The organism is Segatella copri (genome assembly GCF_009494835.1).
Taxonomy (GTDB): Bacteria; Bacteroidota; Bacteroidia; order Bacteroidales; family Bacteroidaceae; genus Prevotella; species Prevotella copri_F.
The window spans coordinates 21,913-44,789 of sequence record NZ_VZBE01000020.1; the positions used below are offsets into that span (position 1 = coordinate 21,913).

General features: G+C 43.3%; 13 protein-coding genes and 1 tRNA gene. 8 read left to right on the top strand and 6 right to left on the bottom strand.

The window, feature by feature from the left end; genetic code table 11:
• Positions 1-35: 35 nt before the first annotated feature.
• Positions 36-1,802: an ATP-binding protein gene (locus F7D47_RS03685; RefSeq protein WP_194252666.1), complete on the bottom strand. Its 1,767-nt coding sequence runs from the start codon at positions 1,800-1,802 to the stop codon at positions 36-38.
• A gap of 870 nt (positions 1,803-2,672) precedes the next feature.
• Between F7D47_RS03685 and F7D47_RS14700 the strand changes: the two genes are divergently transcribed.
• The 3 genes from F7D47_RS14700 to F7D47_RS03700 all read left to right on the top strand — a co-directional run bounded on the left by F7D47_RS14700 (position 2,673) and on the right by F7D47_RS03700 (position 5,737).
• On the top strand, positions 2,673-3,059 hold the full coding sequence (locus tag F7D47_RS14700; protein WP_194252664.1) for a LytTR family DNA-binding domain-containing protein: 387 nt from the start codon (positions 2,673-2,675) through the stop codon (positions 3,057-3,059).
• 112 nt (positions 3,060-3,171) lie between these two features.
• Positions 3,172-5,226, top strand: coding sequence for a TonB-dependent receptor (locus tag F7D47_RS03695; RefSeq protein ID WP_194252665.1), 2,055 nt, complete (start codon positions 3,172-3,174; stop codon positions 5,224-5,226).
• A complete protein-coding gene (locus F7D47_RS03700) occupies positions 5,207-5,737 on the top strand; it encodes a hypothetical protein (RefSeq protein WP_153084818.1) in 531 nt (176 codons plus the stop codon). Before F7D47_RS03695 ends, F7D47_RS03700 begins: the two co-directional genes overlap by 20 nt.
• Positions 5,738-5,872: 135 nt before the next feature.
• Here F7D47_RS03700 and F7D47_RS03705 read toward each other — a convergent pair whose 3' ends face one another.
• From F7D47_RS03705 to F7D47_RS03715, 3 genes are all read right to left on the bottom strand, one after another.
• On the bottom strand, positions 5,873-7,774 hold the full coding sequence (locus tag F7D47_RS03705) for a GH32 C-terminal domain-containing protein (protein ID WP_153084819.1): 1,902 nt from the start codon (positions 7,772-7,774) through the stop codon (positions 5,873-5,875).
• A 174-nt stretch (positions 7,775-7,948) separates the two neighbouring features.
• Complete coding sequence (locus F7D47_RS03710) at positions 7,949-9,151, bottom strand: ATP-binding protein (protein WP_022120103.1); 1,203 nt, start codon at positions 9,149-9,151, stop codon at positions 7,949-7,951.
• A 300-nt stretch (positions 9,152-9,451) separates the two neighbouring features.
• Positions 9,452-11,719: a TonB-dependent receptor gene (locus F7D47_RS03715; RefSeq protein WP_437181639.1), complete on the bottom strand. Its 2,268-nt coding sequence runs from the start codon at positions 11,717-11,719 to the stop codon at positions 9,452-9,454.
• A gap of 614 nt (positions 11,720-12,333) precedes the next feature.
• Between F7D47_RS03715 and dinB the strand changes: the two genes are divergently transcribed.
• Positions 12,334-13,452, top strand: coding sequence for a DNA polymerase IV (dinB, locus tag F7D47_RS03720; protein ID WP_153084821.1), 1,119 nt, complete (start codon positions 12,334-12,336; stop codon positions 13,450-13,452).
• A gap of 406 nt (positions 13,453-13,858) precedes the next feature.
• Here the strand turns inward: dinB and F7D47_RS03725 are convergent, their stop codons facing one another.
• Both F7D47_RS03725 and F7D47_RS03730 read right to left on the bottom strand, forming a co-directional pair.
• On the bottom strand, positions 13,859-16,666 hold the full coding sequence (locus F7D47_RS03725) for a hybrid sensor histidine kinase/response regulator transcription factor (RefSeq protein WP_153084822.1): 2,808 nt from the start codon (positions 16,664-16,666) through the stop codon (positions 13,859-13,861).
• 341 nt (positions 16,667-17,007) lie between these two features.
• Positions 17,008-17,081: transfer RNA gene (locus tag F7D47_RS03730), tRNA-Met, on the bottom strand.
• 260 nt (positions 17,082-17,341) lie between these two features.
• Between F7D47_RS03730 and F7D47_RS03735 the strand changes: the two genes are divergently transcribed.
• The 4 genes from F7D47_RS03735 to F7D47_RS03750 all read left to right on the top strand — a co-directional run bounded on the left by F7D47_RS03735 (position 17,342) and on the right by F7D47_RS03750 (position 22,877).
• Entirely contained in the window at positions 17,342-19,255 is a 1,914-nt protein-coding gene (locus tag F7D47_RS03735) for an LptF/LptG family permease (protein ID WP_153084823.1), read from the top strand.
• 13 nt (positions 19,256-19,268) lie between these two features.
• Entirely contained in the window at positions 19,269-20,480 is a 1,212-nt protein-coding gene (locus F7D47_RS03740) for a bifunctional 3,4-dihydroxy-2-butanone-4-phosphate synthase/GTP cyclohydrolase II (protein WP_022120097.1), read from the top strand.
• A gap of 112 nt (positions 20,481-20,592) precedes the next feature.
• Positions 20,593-21,786: a pyridoxal phosphate-dependent aminotransferase gene (locus F7D47_RS03745; RefSeq protein WP_006849146.1), complete on the top strand. Its 1,194-nt coding sequence runs from the start codon at positions 20,593-20,595 to the stop codon at positions 21,784-21,786.
• 254 nt (positions 21,787-22,040) lie between these two features.
• Complete coding sequence (locus F7D47_RS03750; protein WP_006849145.1) at positions 22,041-22,877, top strand: MotA/TolQ/ExbB proton channel family protein; 837 nt, start codon at positions 22,041-22,043, stop codon at positions 22,875-22,877.

Genomic DNA, 22,877 nt, shown 5'->3' on the forward strand with positions numbered 1-22,877 from the left:
ATCATCAAAATAAAAAGTCCTAAGACATCATAGGATTATACTTCTTCCATCCGTTTAAGTTCCCACCCCTCAAACTGCATGATGATGAGATGGAGTTTTGTACCTTGGCGCAAAGCCTCAACCCTTGGAGCCTCGGCATATCGATGAATCTGATCTAGAGCCTCACGCCACTGTTTCTCTGCCTTGGTCATAGGCTTGCCATCTTCCGTGAACTCACCTTCAACTATCGCAGAGAAATCTTTCTTCGAAAGAACCTTCAACTCCAGAATGTAGCTATGCTGACTGGCATAATGGGTAAGGTCTGGCAAAAGGAAGAAATCACAATAGCCATGATTCAACTCCAACTCTGGAGCCGTGATATAATAATCATTCAGATTCAGATAAGCCATAAAGAATCCCTGCAGGTTTCGCTCAGCCTCAATGCCATCACGCACCGAAGAAACCTTGGCATAGGCATCCGCCATAAAGCGCAATCCTTCTTCCCACTTACCATCATATGCCATATCATAATAGTAATCGGTGAGCTGGTTGACATCCACATAAGCCTTTGCCTGATACTCCTCTTCCAGATAACCATAATACTGCTTGCGGACATTATTGTTTGGAATGCCCAGAATGAGCTTGGAGCCACGAGTTCCCTTGATGGTCAACATGCCATAATAGAACAGAAGACTTGGGAATATCTCTGCCTTTGGAATCTGATACGCAGAAAACGACTCATAAAGCTGCGTAACAATCAGCTCCTCTTCTGCTATCTTGCGGATAATGCCCTTACGCTCTCCATCCAGCTTGTCAAACTGCAAGAGTTTCTTCATCTTGCCGTAATCGGTACGGGTATTCGGGTCAATCATCTCTTCAGGCGGACATCCGGCATCCATATAATTGCGAAGGTAATAAAGAACCATATCACAATTAAACATACGAGTTTTCTTCTTCAATGCCTGTTTAGCAAAGCAATAGTTATCATACCATGGCTTCATATCATTGACGATGGCATCAATATCACTATCGGCAGGAATACTACCATGTTCTTTATAATAGGTAAACATCTCCACCACATCAGTGGTAGAGAAGCCCAGCATCTCATCAAACTCCGGCTTGATAGAAATATTCCAACCTATATTGAATCCACTCGTCACATCATCCAGGGTTACAGGGCTCACACCCATCATGAAGATACGCTCAAAATTACCCTTGAACTTTTTGAAGACATCACGATAAAAGCCGTCGGCATGGGTAATCGCATGATACACATTCTCACCACGTTCGTTGAGTATGACATTCGTGAAGTTGTCATACTCATCGATGATGAGATACAGATGATACTGGTGCGCCTTGGCAGCCTTGAATATCAGTTCCATCTTTTCCTCGAAATCTTCCTGCGCCAGGATTTCTTCCATCTCTGCCTGATAATATTCTGAGTATTGACGGACAAAAGCATCGAGGTTGATGCTGAGATAAGAATTAAACTTCGTCTCAAGCTTGTCGATATTACCCGTAATCTGGGAGAAATCAAGGAACAGCACCTGATACTTTCCCTGCAAAGGAGTAGGATGCTGGCCTATCCACAGATTTCCAAAAAGACTCTGGAACTTATGGCTCTGCGTACAGTCATAGTAAGAATAGAGCATACTCAAGAATATGCTCTTACCAAAACGACGAGGGCGGATGAAGAAGAGATTGCGAGGCTGCTTCTCCAGCTCCGGGATAAACATCGTCTTATCCACATAATATAGATTCTGCTCTATTACCTTAGCAAAATCTGCCACCCCATAAGGTACTTGTTTAACTTGCTGTTCCATCATGATCTATCCTTAAAAACACTATCTGTGTGCAAAGATAGCATAAAAAAACGAAAAAGCCACAGTTTGCGTTTACAAACTGCGGCTTTTATTATATTTTATCCGAAACACACGTTCCTACCATACGACTTTCTTGTTGCCCATAATATAAATGTGTCCTTTTTGTGGCACAAGGACTTTTCTTCCCGAGAGGTCGAACAGAGTAGGATAAATGCTTCATTACCAAAATAAACGTCTCCAAAAGTGCGTTTCTCAAATTTTATTTGTACTTTTGCAGTGTCATTCAGAACTTTGTTTTATTTTTACAGCACGATAATAAACAAAATGTCTGGATATGGCAAGCATCCCGGTGCACCAACAGAGTAGCTTAGGTACACCCTGATAAAGAAGATAAATGATAGTGCTGCGTTAATTAAATAAATCAGATTCAACATGTCGTTTCTAACTCGAACATATCCTTTTAAACAGAGTAAACACTTGCTAAAAGATAGTAGCATCTTTGGCTTCATCATTTGGGTAATTTTATATTTTCTGCAGCCATTTGGACTCTGCTTATATCAAGGTAACAAATGCTTTGTTGCTACATTATTCGGACTGGTAACTTTTGGATGCCACATAACATACGCTGCAACGATATTGAAGTATTTGCATCAAACTATCAAGCCCTGGCGTATCTGGCATGAAGGAGTAGCTATACTCGGACTGATTTTCATCATTGCCTTCGGTAATTTCCTTCTATTCTCATACTTGTTTCATTATACGATTACATTCAGTCTGTTTCTCTTGTTTCTAAATTGGACTATTATCATAGGCATATTTCTTACGACATTATCTATCGGAATGCAATACAACAGAACATTACGAGAGAGAATGGAAGAGTTGTTGCGCAATACAACAAAGGAACAGGAAGACGTATCTATTACCATCCATGATACTAACGTAAGAGGAAACAATCTGTCGATTGCCATCAACGATCTACTTTATATGGAAGCACAGAAAAACAATGTATCCGTCTGTTTTCTAAAAGAAGGTAATGTTGTTGCTGTTGATATCCATACAACACTAACCCATGCTCTTGAAGAGTTGAAAGAGTTTGAGAACATTTTCCAATGTCACCGTTCTTTTGCAGTCAATGTGAATAATATCACTTCGGCACGAGGCAACTCAAATGGTTATCAACTGACTCTCGGAAATTGCACAAACATCATACCCGTTTCCCGAAGATTTGTGCCCAAGTTAAAGACTTATCTTACATAGTTATTTGTCCTTCAACTTAGTTATTCGGCATCTTAACTAGCTTTCTATCATAAGTTTTAGTTGTATATCCTAAGAATTTGGTAACTCCAGTTTCATGCAGTATCTTTGCGGCATGAAACATCGAATAATACATATCGCATTGCTGCTGACTTCAGTCTGCAACCTGGCTGCACAGACCATCATATCAGGCATGGTAAAAAGCGGTCAGGAACCGCTTGCTGGTGCCAATGTTTTCATCATGGGCACAATTGATGGATGCCTGACAGATTCTCTGGGCAGGTTTTCCTTTTCCACATCAAAAACCGGAGAAGCGTCTATCAAGATTACCATGATTGGTTTTGAAGAATATATGCAGACTACAGATGCCTGCAAGTTACATAATCTTTCTATCCAAATGAAAGAAAAAGCTACGGCAATCCAAGAAGTTGTAATATCTGCCAGCACTTACAGTTTCGGGAAAAGTGACAACTTCAAGACTATGGATGCCTTAGATGTTGTGATGGCAGGTAATTCATGCGGGGACATTGTTGCAGCCCTGCAAACTTTACCCGGCACTCAAAAAGTGGGAGAAAACGGAAAGCTCTATGTCCGTGGTGGAGAAAGCGAAGAATGCCAGACTTTCATTAACGGAATGCACGTCCTTGTTCCATATAGTACAAACACAGAAAATACTGCTGTACGTGGACGATTCTCTCCTTTTATATTTAAAGGTATCAACTTTTCTCTTGGTGGATATAGCGGAGAATATGGACAAGCACTTTCCTCCGTTCTCCCTATGGAAACATCAGATGCTGCAACTAGTGACAAATATGGAGTCAGCGCATCATTGGTTGACTGGAACATCGGTGGCACCAAGGCATATTCCCACAGCAGCTTATCCTTTAATGCCGCACTGACAAGTTTGGGAATCTACAATCAGTTATTTTCAGAAAGGCTTGATTTCAACAAGCCTTATCTAAAACTATCTGGCGAATCACAATACAAGAATGAGTTCCGAAATGCCGGAATATTGAAAACATACGTTGGCTATGATTATACATCTGTAGGACAGCATATAGACAACCAAAACCTTTCGCTCAAAGAGAATAATATCTATGCCAACACAACCTATAAGGCACAGTGGGGTGCTGGCTACACGCTCTTTTGCGGTATGGCAAGCTCATCGGTATTCAACGATATAGAAGATGCGAAGATTGCTGGTGACCGATATTACAACTTCAGGAATGAGATACATCTGAAAACAGAAATACGCAAAATTTGCTCGGATGCACTAAAAATATCGGCAGGAATGGAGGACTATCAGCGAAACAGCCTCATGGAGTACGAAAACGATTGCTACAAGTTGGATTATAATATTCTTGCTGCTCATATTGATGCCCAATGGAGGATGATGCCCCATTTGTTCCTGAATATTTCGACAAGGACAGAATATATGGCTCATGCCAACTGGCTGTTTATGCCAAGGGCTACACTATGTTATATTCCTAACAAGAATTTTCAGCTTTCATTTGCTACCGGTCGATATAGCCAGACTCCAGAAGATGACTATCTTGCAACAAACAAGAAATCTCTTGGACAAAGTACGGCAGATCATGCTATCCTATCCATACAATATAAGTCGCCTGGTACACTCATACGAATAGAACCCTACTGGAAAAAATATCAGCGATTGCCTTTATGGAAAAAGGGTATTTACCAACCGAAAGGATATGGAAAGAGTAAAGGTATAGACATTTTTGTAGAAGAGCATTCGCTTTTCAAACATCTGACCACAGCATTTTCATATTCCTACAACGATTCCAAGCGATTCTATCACGAATACACAGAAGAGCGAATACCTGACTACGCCTCAAGGCATAATCTGAGATTGACAGCAAAATATTCATTCGGCAAAGCAATCATCGGGCTGACTGAATCGTATGCAAGCGGACGTCATTTTCTTATTGGCAAGACACCACATTATAATAGCGTAGATATAAACCTTACTTATCTGCTAAGTCCCAAGGTCATTATCTATTCTTCTCTGAACAACATCCTCGGCCGTACAAACATTTTCGGATATAATACTAACGGACGTTCGATAGTTCCATCTAGAGACAGATTTTTATATATAGGCATATTTGTTTCACTTAAAAATAATAAAGCATATGACATTTCAAACTTTTAAACGATTCGTATTGATGTCAGTCTTCTTCATGACAACATCTGTAGTTATCTATGCCCAGCAATTCACAATGCAGGGACTTATCGGACAGTCGCTTGCTAAACTTCAGCAACCGACATCAGAGAGCATACTTAATTGTATTGCAGAGATGAAGCGTATTGATGATATGTTTCCTGATAGCATCCAGCCCAAGTTTCAGATAGCTTTGCAAAGTCTCAATTATTCCGTGATGAATCCGCATGCTCCACAAACAGAAAATCTTCTAAAAGAGACAGAAGAAACTATTGCCAAGATGGAGAATATAAAGCATGCTGACCCGTCTGACATCTGTACCCTGCGCGGTTTTCTCTATATGGTACGCATCGTACAGAATCCTGGGCAAAACGGTCAACGCTATTATCTGGAAGTGATGCAGGATTACGAGAAAGCTCTCAAACTCAACCCTGATAATCAACTGGCCAAACAATTGCAACAAAAGTTTTTTGAGGGAATGAAACAGCAAACCGGTAAATAAGAAACAGAGGTTGTTTTATCCACGGACAATCTCCCCTGAGCCGAAAAAAAGAGTCGCAACCTAAAATATTATCAGGTTGCGACTCATTACTATTTACATTTAAACCTACAATTCGACCATACAATATCTACGTGATTACAAACCAAGTTTATGAACCTTCAGATTTTTGAATTCAGCCTTGCCATCCTGGGTGTAGAGCTTCACATTCTCGTATGGAGCTACAGGGAAGACGAGGTTGGTCATGGCGATACGGCCGCCATCTACGAAGAGCTCTACAGATGACTTATCTACGAAAATATCAACATGATAGGTCTTCTTGCCATCCTCGCAAAGGCTCAATGGAGCCCAGGTAGCCAGCGCAAAATCGTTCTTGTAGTTGATGGAGTTGGCGATGCGGGCAGGCTCCTTGCCTTCTGCTGCACGCTGCTTGTCCCAAGCCAGCTCGATATCGTGAGGAACTGACTGCTTACCAAAGTCAGAGAGACCGCTCTCTGTTCTATCCATCACTACCTTGCCCTGCTTCATATCGAAGTAGATCATGGTGCGCTCACGCTTGTTGTTTGAAATCTCAATACCGGCAATACCGTTGGCATCTGGAGTTACATCAGCCTCGATCTCGAAGGCACCATTCATATTGGCTGCAACACCCTTCAGATCCTTGGCATCGGCTACAGAAGCATCTGCCAGATTCTTGGTATCCTTTCTCAAGGCATATACCTCAGGAGCTACATCCTCTGAAATATAGTACTTGCCATTCTTCTCGTAGAGCTTCAACTCTCTTGGCAAACCATTGGCACCACGATTCTGCTTAAACGGAGTGAGGTTGGCATACTGCCAGTTGCTCATCCAGGTGATTCCCAATACTCGGTCGCCTGTGTTGGAGAAGGTAACGGTAGCGTAATGATCCTTACCCCAATCGAGCCACTTCACATCGTGGGCATCAGGACAGGTGAAGTTCTTGCCGTCGAAATCGCCTACGAAATACTCGGTAGCACTGCCACCAAACCAGCAGCCTGGGTTGATATTCATCGTCATCACCCACTTCATCTTCTTCTTATCACCATTTACAGGCAACTGGAAGAAGTCTGGGCACTCATACTGGCATGGCTGCTGACCCAATCCTTTGCCGAAAGCGCTTACATAAGTCCACTTTTTCAAGTTCTTTGACTTATAGAAACGGGTCTCCTTATCGGCAGAAACTATCATGTACCAGCACTTTCCCTTCTCATACCAGAACACCTTAGGGTCGCGGAAGTCCTTCAAACCGTCGAATGGAGTCAACACTGGATTGCCCTCGTACTTGGTAAAGGTACGACCATTATCGTTGCTGTAGGCGATGCACTGTACCTCATCGTGATTTACACTGTTGTTGGTATAGATGGCGATGATGGCATTCTTGCCAAAACCGGCAGTATTCTTCTTATCTACCACAGAACTACCTGAGAAGATATGACCTACTGGGTCGCGGGCGATGGCCGGGTCGAGATGCTCCCAATGAACTAGGTCCTTGCTTACAGCATGACCCCAGTGCATATTGCCCCACTTGCTTCCGTATGGGTTATACTGGAAATAGAGATGATACTCACCATCCTTATACACCATACCATTAGGGTCGTTCATCCAGCCGTAGAGCGGAGTGAAGTGATAAGATGGGCGATAGTAATCGGTGTTGGTAGTATCGAATGTATCGCTGAGCTTGAGCAAGCTGAGTGCCAAGGCATCCTTCTTCAAACCGAGAATCTTGACGGTAGCGGTCTTACCCTTGCCCAATGCAAATGGCACGAAGTAATCAGAACCATTCTGAGCCAGGCGAACGTCCATCCAGGTATCATCCTTAGAACCTGTATCGAGCAAAACCTGGGCCTCATCCTTCTCTTCCTGGATAGGGAGAAGAAGATACTTGGTAGGATTCTCCACCTTGATGATAGTAGTATCACCCTTGTGTTCGATGTTCATCTTCTGTGCAAAGGCAGAAGTTGTAGCTGATGCCATCAACATGAGGCAGGCAGCCTTGGTAATCATTGAATTGGATTTCATGATCGTTTCTTTTTTAAATTGTTAGCATTATTGTTTAAATCTGCTGCAAAGATAAGAATAAAGCAGGAATTATCATATAAATCTCGTTTCATCCGATACAAAAAATCGTTCATGCAACATCTTTTGCAGTGCATGAACGATTCTTTTCCTCACACTTCCTTGGAGACAACAAGACTATACTTCCCCCATCAGCCATTTCAACGCATTGATTCGCTTGATACCATCATAATCTGCCGTCGGGTCTTCATCGAGCGTCAAGATATACTTGGGATATTGGTCCTTGATTTGTTGAAGCGAAGCGAGTTCACGCTTCAAGGTCTTTTCATCCCTTACCGTTGCAGCTACCTGATAATAGGTGATGTCATTCTCGTCGATAGCAACAAAATCAACCTCCAAGTTATCCATCTTGCCTATATACACTTTCTTCTGCCGACGCAAGAGTTCCAGAAAAACGATATTTTCCAAAATACGCCCTGCATCAAAAGAGCGAGAGCCAAGCAACATACGTCGCAAACCAATATCCACCAGATAGTATTTTCCCAAAGTTTTGAGGAGTTGCTTACCCTTGATGTTATATCGCTTCACTTCATACAAGAAGAAAGACTCGCAAAGGGTTGACAGGTATTTCTCCACGGTCTTTTGGTCAATCTTTCGCCCATCAGCCGACATCAAGTCTGCAATACGTTTCGTCGAGAGAATATTGCCGATATTATCTGCCGTGAAACGTATCACGCTCTCCAACATCATTACATCGGAAAGTTTATTTCGACTCATGATGTCCTTTACCACTATCGTATTGTAAACAGCATTCAAGTAATCGCTAATCTCATTCGCCGTATCCAACTCCAATGTATATGGGAAACTGCTCTTGCTCACATATTCTATATATGTCTGCGGAAGATGATCCGTACCACCGATACCTTCCGCATACTCCTTGAAAGACAACGGAAGCATCGCAATCTCTACATACCTGCCAGACAAGAGTGTAGCTATCTCGCTAGAAAGCATGTAGGCATTCGAACCCGTCACATATAAATCAACTGTTGGCTTCAAATTAAGACTATTGATGATATCCGGAAAATCCGTGACATGCTGTATCTCATCAAAAAAGATGTAAGTCATCTTATCTTCCTGTATCAAAGGTTTGACATAAGAATACAGTTTTCTTGGGTCTCGCAATTCAAAATAGTCATAGTCCTCAAAATTGAGATAGATGATTTGCTCTTGCATTACTCCATGAGCTATCAGCCAGTCACGATAAATCTCCATAATGGTCGATTTACCACAACGGCGGATGCCTGTTATCACCTTGATAAGCTTTTTATCCTTGAAAGCTATCAGCTTTTGCAGATAGTTATGTCGTTCTATTCTCTTCATTTTTGTATTTTTACATGTCATGCTGCAAATATACATATTTTTTAGGAATCTACATACTAAAAGTACGATTATTTAGAAAGTTTTAGGAATTGATTCCTAAAACTTTTCTTTTGCGGACGCTTTTAGGAAGACAAACACTAAAACTCCTCTATTTTATTAATCATGACTGATAAAAACACTCTTTTCACCTATTTTATTATGGAAAACAGCGTTTTCTCCAAAGTTCAAAACCCAAACAAGAAAAAGGCAGCACTATACATTATCATATAGTACTGCCTTATCTTATTATGTTTGAACTAATTAGAACTTCAGCGAAGCTGTGAATTCTACAGTGAATGGACGAAGATAGCTACCCGTCATAATCTGATTCTTGATTCCCTTAGCCTCATCCTTAGTAATCAGCTCGGCACCTGCGATACTACCCTTGGCACCAGTCTGGTTGAGGAAGTTGACTACGGTGCAGCCGAGAGCCAGACGCTTGGTTGCCTGCCAGTTCAAACCTCCGAAAGTCTCCCAGTGACCGTTGAAGTAATATGCCTCGTTGATGTTGGCGTATGTCTTACTGAAGTAACGGAAGCTGGTCCAGAGCTTGATGTCCTTGGTAATCATGTAGCTTGGGTCCAACTCGATGAGAATCTGAGGAATCTCTGCTACGATATTGCCAGTGGCATTGATGTTGCCAAGGGTACCATCACTGAAGGTAACCGATGTCTCATATTTCTTGTAAGTTGGCTTCTGATAAGTGAAGAGAAAGTGGAAATCGAATCCCTTGAAAGGATGAGCCACTGCATCAGTTGTCCAACCCCATGTCTGAATATCGAAAGCCATTGGCGCAGCCTTGATCTCACTGCCATGCTGAAGATTCAATGTTGCATTGTTGTTGGTCTTTGAGATGTAAGAGAACAACGATGTCAAACTCAACCATGAATTATTGTAGTAGATACCTGCACGACCGAGTGGTACAGAAATCTTATCCGTATTTGGCAATGTAGCTGGGGCAAAAGCCTCGAACTTAGGATGCTGAACGATGTAAGTGAAATCGCCAGTGAAGCCGAAGTTATCGGTCAACTTATAAGTTGCTGCTACAGAGAAATCGTAGTTCAACCAGTTGTAACTCAAGTCTGCCGGAGCAATCACGGTTCCATCTGCTGCCTTAGCACCGAGATGGTAATCGGCAAAACGGCCTACGAATTCACCCTTTGCATTCTTCACTGCTGCGTTTTCACCCTTCAGCTTCTGCCACTCCAGACGGGCACCATAGTAGAGATTGAACTTCTTGGTGATGTCCCAATCGTGGGTGAAGTAGAGAGCCAGCTTGTTTTCGCTTCCCTTGTAATACTCAGAGGCATTCTTGTTGAAATCGTAGAAGTAGCTGTCGCGCTGTTTTGCATCCCAAACTCGCAGGGCATAACTTCCATCAGCAGGTACACTCTGATCATACATGGTTGTATTTGAGCAATAATCAATATGATAGAACCACTCATTCACGCCGAGGCGGAAGGTGGATGTACTGAATTTCTTGCTAAGCTCGGTGGTGAAGAGAGCCTCATCTATCTTACCGGCATTGAGACATGACATACGGGTCTGAATGTACTGACCATCGTAAGCCTTGGTCTTTCCTTCGATGTCGCGATACATATAATTATATACGCCCTGATTAGCAGCGCTCTTCAAATCGATGATAGACATTGGAGTCTGGTAGACCATCGCACCACGTGAATGGTCGTACTTCAAGGTAGCCTTCCAGTTCAAGCCATTGTCAAAACGGTAGTTATTCATCAGAGTTACCTCGCTTGCCTTGTTCAGACAGGCATCGTAGAGAGAAGTCTGCTCCACCTTACCGGTACGCATATTGCGGTAAGTCATCTCGTTATCGATAGGAAGATAAGAGGTGGTACCGAGCTTGAAGTCGCCATATTCCTTTACGCTTCCATCGCCTACATAGATGAATGGAGCACTCTGGGTAGCGTAGTTATACACGTTGTGGCTGTTGGCATACTTATACATGGCAGTGAACTCACCACGGTTGCCGTTATACTTCTTGGTGAGGAGAGCCTTGTAAATCTGAGTACGGTCCTGATAAGGAGTTGACTTGATCTTGAAGGTTCCCGGGTCGAAATCCTGATACATATTAAAGCTGTAGTACCAGTCCTTACCCAAATCACCATTCATATTCAGAGAGAATTCCTGCAATCCGAAATGATTGCTCTTATAGTTCAGCGTACCATTGAATCCTTTCTGTCCCTTCTGGGTGAAAGAGTTCACGGCATAACCGATATTACCGGTAGTGATGGCAGTCTCGGCAATCTTGAGCAATCCCTGATGGCTCAAACTTGCATCACCACGCCAGATGGTATTGACAGAATGAGGATTGGTAGCGTAAGTAACAGGCAAACCATTCTCCAAAACGTTGACATCGGCAGAAGGCAAGCCTATCTGAATCTCACGAGGACCATTCGCACTGGCTGCATTGAGCATCACATTACGATTACCCTCTTCCTTAGCACTTGAATTATCATCCTGTGCAAAAGCTGCTGTAACATTTACCAATGAAAGTGCAAGCATCATAGCTGCGCTCTTTCCATTTAATAAGTTGTTCATACTTTAAATGTTTAATTTGTTAGCGTTAATGTTTTGATTTCTGCTGCAAAAATACATAAAGGTCTGAACAGCGGCTTAAAAAATCATTTCATCGAATAAAAAATTCCGTTCATTGTAACATAATTGCTATTACATGAACGGAATTTCACACTTTTCTGCTAGTTTCTACTTCTTAACTAACTCTTTTCTATTTCAGACAAAGGGAGTCATATAGATCACTACAGACTATTAAGAGCGTGTCATGATGTACTTGAGTTAATAAGTTCAAGTGCTTGAATCAGTGAGGTCAAGTGCTTGAATCAGTGAGGTCAAGTGCTTGAATCAGTGAGGTCAAGTGTTTGGTTCAGCTTACCCAAGTGGTTCCGTAAGCTATCGGAGACGACTCCGGAAGCAGACGCAGATAGCTTCGTTGACTAACGCAAGTACTTGAGTTGGCTAACGCAAGTACTTGAGATGCTCAACGCAGCCTGTTTCGATGGGCCATGTAGGCTAATACCCGAAAACGTTAACGAACAATAAAAAACAGCTTAGATTTTGTGGAAACGCATCTTTTTTGTACTTTTGGGAAAAATAAGGCAGGAATGACTGAGCGAAAGATCATACATATCGACATGGATGCCTTCTTTGCTGCGGTAGAGCAAAGAGACAATCCGGAACTTCGGGGCAAACCGGTAGCGGTTGGCTTCGACGGACCTCGTGGTGTTGTTTCTACAGCCAGCTACGAGGCTAGGAAGTATGGCGTTCACTCGGCGCAATCCATCGCTCAAGCCAAGCAGCGCTGCCCTAACCTCATCATCGTGCCCTGCCGGCATGATTATTACGCTAAAATATCCCATCAGATACATCAGATATTCCAGGAATATACCGACCTCATCGAACCCATCTCCATAGATGAAGCCTTTCTTGATGTAACGCAGAATAAGAAAGGGATAGAACTGGCGGTGGATATTGCCAAAGAAATCAAAAACCGTATCAAGGAGGCAACCGGACTCACCGCCTCGGCTGGCATCAGCTACTGCAAGTTTCTCGCCAAAGTGGCTTCTGATTACCGCAAGCCCGACGGCATCTGCACCATTCATCCCGACAAGGCGCTCGATTTCATTGCCCAGCTGCCTGTAGAGGATTTTTGGGGTGTGGGCAAGAAAACACTGCAAAAGATGCATTTTATGGGTATCTTCAACGGAGCTGACCTGAGGAAAGTATCCGAAGAACATCTGGTAGAAGTGTTCGGAAAAGCCGGACACATCTTCTATGATTTCGCAAGGGGGATAGATGAACGACCTGTCATCACCTACCGGGAACGGAAATCGGTAGGCTGCGAACAGACTTTTCTGGAAGATATCTATCTAAAAACGGCTGTGATTATCGAACTGTACCATACTGTACTCGAACTGCTGGAGCGCATCGCCAAAAGCGGTTTCGAAGGAAGAACCCTGACGCTGAAGGTGAAGTTTGCCGATTTCACCCAGATAACACGAAGCATCTCACAAGAAAAGGTTCTGAAAAAGAAGGATGATATTCTACCTCTTGCCAAACGGCTACTGAAACTGATAGATTACTCCTCTGCTCATCCCATCCGCCTGCTTGGTCTGTCCGTAAGCAACGCCTCATCAGAAGAAGCCAGGAAGCAAGATAAGGAGAACAGCAGTTTCAAACCCGAATACAAAGAACTGGAACTGGAATTCGAAGATTGGGAATAAGCCTCCTTTAAAAAGCTATAGTATGCCCGCTTAAAAAGTAACAAACCAGATAATACGCGAAAAGCAGCTGTCAGACATCCCGTCTATACAGCTGCTTTCTCTCATTACTACTTATTTCCCAAAACAAAACTTTTTACCTTAAAGAAAACTACTTACCTTAATGAATACTCAATCCTATAACCTTAAAACATAAAACCTAAACCTATGAAAATGCAACTATTTCTGCATGAAACAATTTATAAACTTCTAAATTCTGGTGCAAAGGTAGTAAGTTTCGGCGAAACTCAGGTATAATTATCGTTCAAATAGTGACAAAAATGATACAATGTACCTTTTATGCTAGGAAATGAACGATTTTTATCCATATATTCACAGATTTTACACTTCAGGTATAGCGTATTTCTCTCTATTTCATCACATTACCGACATCACCAGGTAACATTCCATACTCTTCCTTGAAACATTTTGTGAAGTAAGACGGCGCTGAGAAGCCCACTTCATAGGCTACTTCAGAGACACTCATGCTCCGGGTTTCGAGCAAACGCCTAGCTTTGGCAAGGCGAGCCTTACGGAGTAAGTCAACAACAGAAGAGCCTGTCATCGCCTTCACCTTGCGATAGAGCTGCACACGGCTTAAGCCAATCTGCTGTCCCATATCCTCAACTCCAAACTCGCTATCAGAAAGATTCTTCTGGATAATAGCTTGAAGCTGCTTGAGGAACTGCCTGTCACGGTCTTCCAGATGAGCCTCAGAAATCTCCTTCTCAGCCTCTTTAGAACCTTGATAAAGATTCTTCAGGAGCTGACGCTGTCGCAAGAGATTCTCAATACGGGCGAGAAGCACCTTGCTGTGGAATGGTTTGGTAATATAGGAATCAGCTCCATGCTCATAACCCTCTGCGCGATGCTCCTCCAGGTTCTTCGCCGTAAGCATAATAACAGGAATATGGGAGGTAGCCGTATTCGTCTTCAGCTGTTCTGTCAACTCCAATCCGTCCATAACAGGCATCATCACATCGCAAATCACCAGGTCAGGCACCTCTTTCAAGGCGACAGCCAGACCCTCTTTACCATCGGCGGCCTCAAGAACAATATACTCATCCTGCAAAAGAGTACGCTCATACTGACGGATATCAGTATTATCATCAATAACCAGAACAGTAGGACGATTGGTATTCTCGCTTACCAACCGCTGAACTTTTCCACGACTTCTGTCTCCATCGTCAATATATTGCAAAACAGATTCATCTACAATATTCTTACCAGTTGACGCAGAAGTATTTACAGAGTTATCCACAATATCCACATCATTGTGGATAACTTGTGAATCACCCTCCTGCTCACGAGGAATGACAACGATAAAATCAGAGCCCTTTCCCAGTTCACTTTCTACCCTAGCCTCACCATGATGCAACTCTACAAATGATTTCACCAGAGCCAGACCGATACCCGTACCGCTGGCAGCACCCTTGGCCTGGAAGAAGCGTTCAAAGATCTTATCAGCCTCATCCTGCGAGATACCCTTGCCCGTATCTTTCACATCAAGACGGAGATTGGCACCTTCATCTTTCAGCGAAACAAAGATTTCGCCACCAGCAGGCGTATATTTCAAGGCATTGCTCAACAGATTGAACACGATACGGGAAATCTTCTCCTGATCGGCAATCATTTCATGGCTGCCTTTCAAGTCATCAACATCCAGATGCAATCTGATCTGCTTGCGCTCGGCAGCAAGCTGGAAGTCGCCCACCCACATCGTCAAGGTCTTCACAATGTCGAAGCGATAGAGTTTCAGTTCCATCTTGCCATTCTGAATCTTACGGAAATCAAGAATGTTACTTACCAACTGTTGGAGGGCAAGGGCATTACGCTGCACCATTTTCAAGAGTTCGCGGCTCTTGCCCTTGAGGCCGGTATCTTCGAGCAGCATCTCTACCGGGTCGGCTATCAGGGTTAAAGGCGTGCGAAGTTCATGACTGATATTGGTAAAGAATACCAGACGGGAATGAGTGAGTTCCAAGACCTCCTCATTCAATCGTTTCAATTCTCCATTCTTTTCACCCAATTCTACATTCAGTCGCTTCAGTTCGCCATTTGTCTTAGCCAATGTTTCGTTCAGTTTCACCTTTATCAGATAACCTCTGAAAATTAAAGCCGCAGCTGCAAGGCAAACTAGCAGGAACAGACACAGACCTATGAGCATGACTTTCTGTGAGTTATAATCAGACAGATACTGATTTACCTGCTTATGCAAAGTCTTCAGATTGTGCGCCTGGCGCTCGGCATCTCTAGCCTCCATCAATGTAAGGGCAGCATTTGCCTGGGTTATGATAGAAGTGCTCAGATAATTGTCGCGTTCATAAGGCTGATGCTTCAATATCTTCATGGCAAGCGCTATGACCTCGTCACCCTTGGTAGGATAAAGATAAGAGGCTTCGAAAATACCATCGCGCACAAGTTCCAAACCACCACCTTCGGTAGCCATGCCGTCTACTCCGGTATACTTATAGTTACGCTTTACCCTCATCTGGCGGGCAGCCACATAAGCTCCCCAGGCAAGACAGTCATTATGGGCAAAGACATAATCAAAGTCCTGTGTCTGTTTCAATATGCGTTTCATCGCCTGGATTCCACCCTCTTCTTTCCAGTTTCCTCCCTCAGAGGCTACAACCTGTAACCCAGGATAAGGCTTGATAGCATCCATAAAACCACGATGACGCTCCAAAGCAGGCGAAGACCCCTCTAAGCCTCTGATTTCAACGATGCGGCCCTTTCCCTGAAGCTGCTGGGCGATAAAAGTTCCCATCGATTTACCTATCGTATAGTTATCGCAGCCGATAAATGCCGTATACTTATCAGAATTGGTCTTCCTGTCATAGAGAATCACAGGAATACCTTTATCGTAAGCACGCTCTACCGACTTGGATATAGCACTCAGCTGATTAGGAGATACGATAAGCAGATCTACGCCCTCATCGATAAACTGGTTAACCTGCTTATTCTGCAACACATTATCATCGTTGGAAGAAGCCAGTTTCACGATAAGCGAATCGTTGAGATACTCGCCCATCTTCAGTTCATCATTCAGTTTATCGCGCCAGATATCTTCCGAACACTGGGATACGCCAATGACATACTTCCTAGGCTGCTGAGCACAACCGGTCATCAACACGATAATCGCTACATATATAATAAGGTGTAATTTTCGTTTCATACAGCTTATACAATTTCTATGTTTATAAAGAAGAGGCATTCAACAAATGCCTAAAAATAAAACTTTACCGCTGCAAATATACAACTTTTTTTTTGTATTTTAGCCCCATTGGTCAGTTTTTTGCAAATATTTTATTCTGAAAACACCAAGAAAAACATAGGAAAATCTTTCATATTTATCTTTTCCACATCAGTTACCAACAGGAAAAACATCTGATAACCAACGAAATAACATAGTTATCAACACATATGTGGATAACTTATCTATGAGAAGTGAATAAGTGTGGAAAAGTTTAGAGCATAAAAAAGACATCAACTAAAAAGTTGATGTCTCTCATCTTGTAGCGGGAGGGGGCCACGATCCCTCGACCTCCGGATTATGAATCCGACGCTCTAACCAGCTGAGCTATCCCGCCATCCAAGCAATTGATTTCTCATTTGCGGGTGCAAAGGTAATACATTTATTTGAATTGAACAAATTTTTCGGCAGAAATTTTCAAAAAAAGTTTTATTTTCTCATTTTTCTCACATTCCAGCCCCACTTTCACCTAATTATATATATAAAAAAAACGAAAAATAAAGGTTTTCTTATTTTTTTATATTACCTTTGCACGCTGAATAACAGACCTGCTATTATTTTAAATAAAGAAAAGGTCTGAAACAACAGAATATTGAAATGCTTAGAATTAAGAAATTAGACATATTTATTGCCAAGCAGTTTGGTCTCCTTTTCATGGGAACTTTCTTCATCTGCCAGTTTGTGCTGATGATGCAGTTCTTGTGGAGATATATTGATGATCTCATCGGTAAGGGACTCACGATGGATGTGATGGCTCAATTCTTCTGGTACATGGGCCTGATGCTCGTACCGCAGGCTCTGCCATTGGCTATTCTCCTGTCTTCACTCATGACGTTCGGTAATCTCGGCGAGAGTTCGGAACTTACAGCCATCAAGGCTGCCGGCATTTCACTGATGCAGGCTTTCCGCTCACTTATCGTCATCACCGTCATCATCATGTTTGGCTCATTCTATTTCCAGAACAATGTGGGACCTAAGTCGAACATGAAACTGGCACAACTTCTGATTTCCATGAAACAGAAAAGCCCGGAACTGGAAATTCCTGAAGGAATCTTCTATGATGGTATTCCAAACTGCAACCTTTATGTGCAGAAGAAGGATTTGAAAACCGGAAAACTTTACGGCATCATGATTTACCGCATGACCGACAGCTATGAAGATGCCGCCATCATATTGGCAGATTCCGGCATGCTCCAGAGTACAGCAGAAAAGAAGCATCTTGTTCTGAGTCTCTACAGCGGAGAATGGTTTGAGAACATGCAAAGCAGTGCACTTGCCAATACTGCTGCCGTACCATACAGACGAGAGACTTTCGTTTCAAAAAAAATCATTCTCGACTTTGATGGAGACTTCAGTATGACCGATGCAGCTTCGCTTTCAGGAAATGCGAAGGGTAAAAGTCTGGAGAAAATCAACCACGACATCGATTCGCTCAACCAATTATATGATTCAATCGGAAGAATCTACCTGAACGAAGCCAATGCGAGATTCTATGGAAGTGCACAGCGCATCAACAAAAATGATTCACTCAAAGAAATCAAGAAGGGCGAAAAACTCAATTTCGACACCTTATATAATAAGTTGCCACAGGACAAGAAACTCATGGCGGTAAACCAGGCACAGTCTACCGTACAACAGGAGCTTTCTGACCTTGATTTCAAATCGATGTCAACGAGCGATGCAGACTACATGATAAGACAGCACAAGATTGAGGCTATCAACAAGTTCACCCTAGCCCTTTCGTGTCTCATATTCTTCTTTATCGGAGCACCATTAGGAGCCATCATCCGAAAGGGAGGTCTGGGTTTCCCTGTCGTCATCTCCGTACTTGTATTCATCGTTTTCTTTATCCTCGACAACACAGGATACAGAATGTCGAGAAGCGGAATGTGGGCCATCTGGTTCGGTAAAGGTCTTGCACCGGCAGTATTGACGCCTTTGGCTATCTTCGTAACCTACAAGGCAACCAACGACTCTTCCGTATTCAACATGGATGTTTACAAAGAGTTCTTCATGAAACTGCTCGGTTTACGACAGAAACGCCATTACTTCGGCAAGGAAGTTATCATCACCGATCCGGATTATCAGACGGATGCAGAGAAACTGGAAAGAATAAACCAAGACATCACCTTATATAATAAGGAACACAAACTGGTTCATCTTCCAAACGTCATCAATGTATTCTTCAAATACGAGCCTGATCATGAGATAGAAAGAATCAATGCAGAATTGGAAGAGGTTATAGAAGATTTGACCAACACCGCCAACAAGTATATCCTGCACGACATGAACCAATATCCGGTTCTTTCTGTCAAGGCACATACACGCCCATTCGAGCGGAAATGGCTCAACATCATTGCAGCCATCATCTTCCCTGTGGGCACACTGTTGTACTTGAGAATGTGGCGATTCCGACTGCGACTGTTCCGTGACCTCAAGGTCATCAGTCAGACCAATACGGACATCATCCAACGGATTAGAGAACAGAAAAAGAAAAATGTAACTATATAATAAGGTATCAAACATGTCAGAAATCAAATTAAATAGCATCGAAGATGCAGTAAAAGACTTCAAGGAAGGAAAGTTCGTCATTGTTGTTGATGACGAAGACCGCGAAAACGAAGGCGACCTCATCATTGCCGCAGAGAAGATAGACGCAGAAAAAGTAAACTTCATGCTGAAACACGCAAGAGGTGTACTCTGTGCCCCTATCACCCTGAGCCGCTGCGATGAGCTCGACTTGCCTCATCAGGTTTCAGAGAACACCTCTGTATTGGGAACACCATTCACCATAACCGTAGATAAACTGGAAGGCTGCTCTACCGGTGTTTCTGCACACGACCGTGCCGAAACCATCAAAGCACTTGCCGACCCGAATTCTACCCCACAGACTTTCGGCAGACCGGGTCACATCAATCCGCTCTACGCACAAGATAACGGAGTATTAAGAAGAAGCGGACACACAGAAGCAGCCATCGATCTTTGTAAAATGGCAGGCCTCTATCCAGCAGGCGCACTTATGGAAATCATGAATGAAGACGGCACCATGGCACGTCTGCCAGAACTGATGAAGATGGCACAGGAATGGAACCTCAAGGTTATTTCTATTAAAGACATGATAGAATACCGACTCAAGAAAGAATCACTCATCGAAGTGGGCGAAGAGGTTGACATGCCTACAGAATACGGCCACTTCCGCCTCATTCCGTTCCGCCAGTCTAGCAATGGTCTGGAACACATGGCACTCATCAAGGGAGAATGGAAAGAAGACGAACCTATCCTGGTCCGTGTTCACTCTTCTTGCGCTACTGGCGACATTCTGGGCAGCAAGCGTTGTGACTGCGGTCAGCAGCTCCACAAGGCCATGCAGATGATAGATGAGGCAGGAAAGGGAGTTGTTGTCTACATGCAGCAGGAAGGACGCGGCATCGGTCTGATGAACAAGATTGCAGCCTACAAGCTTCAGGAAGAAGGCTACGATACCGTTGACGCCAATACCCATCTCGGTTTCAAGCCAGACGAGCGCGACTATGGTTGCGGTGCACAGATGCTCCGTCATCTCGGTGTACACAAAATGCGTCTGCTCACCAACAATCCGGTAAAGCGCGTAGGTCTCGAAGCATACGGTTTGGAAATCGTAGAAAATGTACCTATCGAAGTTGTACCAAACAAGTACAATGAGCGTTATCTCAAGACCAAGAGAGACCGCATGGGGCACACTTTGCACCTCGGATAATAAAATTATGTTATTATTTCAATACAAAACATGAAATAATGCTCAATTTTCTTCCGAAAAAGAAATAATTTGCTTACTTTTGCACACGATAAACAAATATAAGAATAAAATTATGGCACAATTATCTGATCGTTTAAACAGATTGGCACCTTCAGCAACGCTGGCGATGTCACAGAAGAGTAGTGAAATGAAAGCTCAAGGTATTGATGTAATCAACATGAGCGTAGGTGAACCAGACTTCAACACTCCTGACAATATCAAACAGGCAGCAAAGAAGGCTATTGACGAGAATTACTCCCGTTATTCACCAGTACCAGGTTATCCTGACTTGCGAAAAGCAATTGTAGCCAAATTAAAGAACGAGAATGGTTTGGAGTACACTACCAATGAAGTAATCGTTGGTACTGGTGGTAAGCAGTGCGTCTGCAACGCTGTATTGGCACTCGTAAATCCAGGCGACGAGGTTATCATTCCTGCACCATATTGGGTAAGCTACCCACAGATGGTGAAATTGGCAGGGGGTACTCCGGTCATTGTAAATGCCGGTTTCGACCAGGACTTTAAGATGACAGCAGAGCAGTTGGAGAATGCCATTACAGAGAAGACCAAGATGCTCATTCTCTGTTCTCCAAGCAACCCTACCGGTAGCGTATACTCTAAGGAAGAACTGGCTGCACTGGCAGAAGTACTCAAGAAGCATCCTGAAGTATTTGTGTTGGCAGATGAAATCTACGAGCACATCAATTATATCGGCAAGCACCACAGCATTGCTCAGGAACCGGGCATGAAGGAGCAGGTTATCATTGCCAATGGTGTATCTAAGGCTTACGCCATGACAGGATGGAGAATCGGTTTCCTGGCTGGTCCGGAATGGATCATCAAGGGCTGCAACAAACTCCAGGGACAGTATACCAGCGGTACATGTTCTGTCAGCCAGAAGGCAGCAGAAGCAGCCTACACACTCGACCAGAGTGCAGTAGAGGAAATGCGCGTAGCTTTCGAGCGCCGACGCAACCTGATTGTAAAGTTGGCTAAAGAGGTTCCAGGCCTTGAGGTAAACATGCCACAGGGTGCCTTCTATCTCTTCCCTAAGTGCAACAGCTACTTTGGCAAGAGCAATGGTGAGAAGACCATCAACAATTCAACCGACTTTGCCATGTACCTTCTCGAGGAAGCACATGTAGCCACCGTAGGTGGTGACGCATTCGGTGATCCAGACTGTTTCCGCATGAGCTATGCAACAAGCGACGAGAACATCGTTGAAGCTATCAAGCGCATCAAGGAAGCTTTGGGTAAGTTGAAATAAAAATGGCTCAAAGACCATTTTCAAGGGTCAAAATGTAAGAAAAAAGCGAGATATTGGTATAAAATAAGCCAATATCTCGTTAAAACTTCTTAATTAGGCTGATAGTAAACTTTAATTTATTATCTTTGCCAATGCAAAATAGATAACCCAACTGTGTTTATTGACAAACGACACATTCAAGGTCTACGAAGCGAGAAAGAAAAAAAAGAAAATATTAATAATTTATTAACTAATAATTTAAAAAAAGTAAAATTATGGCAACTACAAAACAAGCAGCCCCAGCTAAGAAGTCTGAGGGCTTTCAGGGAGTAAGAGGCGCATTCTGGATCATCGTGGTATGTGCTATCATCGCATTCACATTGTTCTTCACATGGTTCGGTAATGACATGCACTTCCAGGATCCAGGTGTACAGGATCACCCAGCAGACATTTGGGGTACTATCTACAAAGGTGGTGTAATCGTACCAGTTATCCACACATTGTTGCTCACAGTGTTGGCTATGACAATCGAGCGTTGGTTGGCTCTTAAGACCGCTACAGGTACAGGTGCTCTTCCTAAGTTCGTTGCAAACATCAAGGCAGCTTTGAACGCAAATGACTTCGCTAAGGCTGAGCAGCTCTGCAACAAGCAGCGCGGTACAGTAGCTAACGTTGTTATGGCTTCTTTGAACGCTTACAAGTCTATGGAGTCTGGTGCTAACGCATCTTTGAAGAAGGCTCAGAAGGTAGCTAAGATTCAGCAGGCTCACGAAGAGGCAACTCAGTTGGAGATGCCAACTTTGACAATGAACTTGCCTATCATCGCTACAATCGTAACACTTGGTACTTTGACAGGTCTTCTCGGTACTGTAACCGGTATGATCAAGTCATTCCAGGCCATGGGTGAAGGTGGTGGCGCTGACTCAGCAGCACTTTCTGTAGGTATTTCTGAGGCGTTGATCAACACCGCATTCGGTATCTTGACATCATGGTGTGCCGTTGTATCTTACAACACATTCACCAACAAGGTAGATAAGTTGACATACGCACTCGACGAGGTAGGTTACTCAATTGCTCAGACATACGAAGCTAACCACGCAGAAGAGGCTTAA

Bases quoted from the DNA above. Each gene is read 5' to 3' on its own strand.
- F7D47_RS03685 (WP_194252666.1), bottom strand. From the start codon at position 1,802: ATGGAACAGCAAGTTAAACAAGTACCTTATGGGGTGGCAGATTTTGCT.
- F7D47_RS14700 (WP_194252664.1), top strand. From the start codon at position 2,673: ATGGAAGAGTTGTTGCGCAATACAACAAAGGAACAGGAAGACGTATCT.
- F7D47_RS03695 (WP_194252665.1), top strand. From the start codon at position 3,172: ATGAAACATCGAATAATACATATCGCATTGCTGCTGACTTCAGTCTGC.
- F7D47_RS03700 (WP_153084818.1), top strand. From the start codon at position 5,207: ATGACATTTCAAACTTTTAAACGATTCGTATTGATGTCAGTCTTCTTC.
- F7D47_RS03705 (WP_153084819.1), bottom strand. From the start codon at position 7,774: ATGAAATCCAATTCAATGATTACCAAGGCTGCCTGCCTCATGTTGATG.
- F7D47_RS03710 (WP_022120103.1), bottom strand. From the start codon at position 9,151: ATGAAGAGAATAGAACGACATAACTATCTGCAAAAGCTGATAGCTTTC.
- F7D47_RS03715 (WP_437181639.1), bottom strand. From the start codon at position 11,719: ATGATGCTTGCACTTTCATTGGTAAATGTTACAGCAGCTTTTGCACAG.
- dinB (WP_153084821.1), top strand. From the start codon at position 12,334: ATGACTGAGCGAAAGATCATACATATCGACATGGATGCCTTCTTTGCT.
- F7D47_RS03725 (WP_153084822.1), bottom strand. From the start codon at position 16,666: ATGAAACGAAAATTACACCTTATTATATATGTAGCGATTATCGTGTTG.
- F7D47_RS03735 (WP_153084823.1), top strand. From the start codon at position 17,342: ATGCTTAGAATTAAGAAATTAGACATATTTATTGCCAAGCAGTTTGGT.
- F7D47_RS03740 (WP_022120097.1), top strand. From the start codon at position 19,269: ATGTCAGAAATCAAATTAAATAGCATCGAAGATGCAGTAAAAGACTTC.
- F7D47_RS03745 (WP_006849146.1), top strand. From the start codon at position 20,593: ATGGCACAATTATCTGATCGTTTAAACAGATTGGCACCTTCAGCAACG.
- F7D47_RS03750 (WP_006849145.1), top strand. From the start codon at position 22,041: ATGGCAACTACAAAACAAGCAGCCCCAGCTAAGAAGTCTGAGGGCTTT.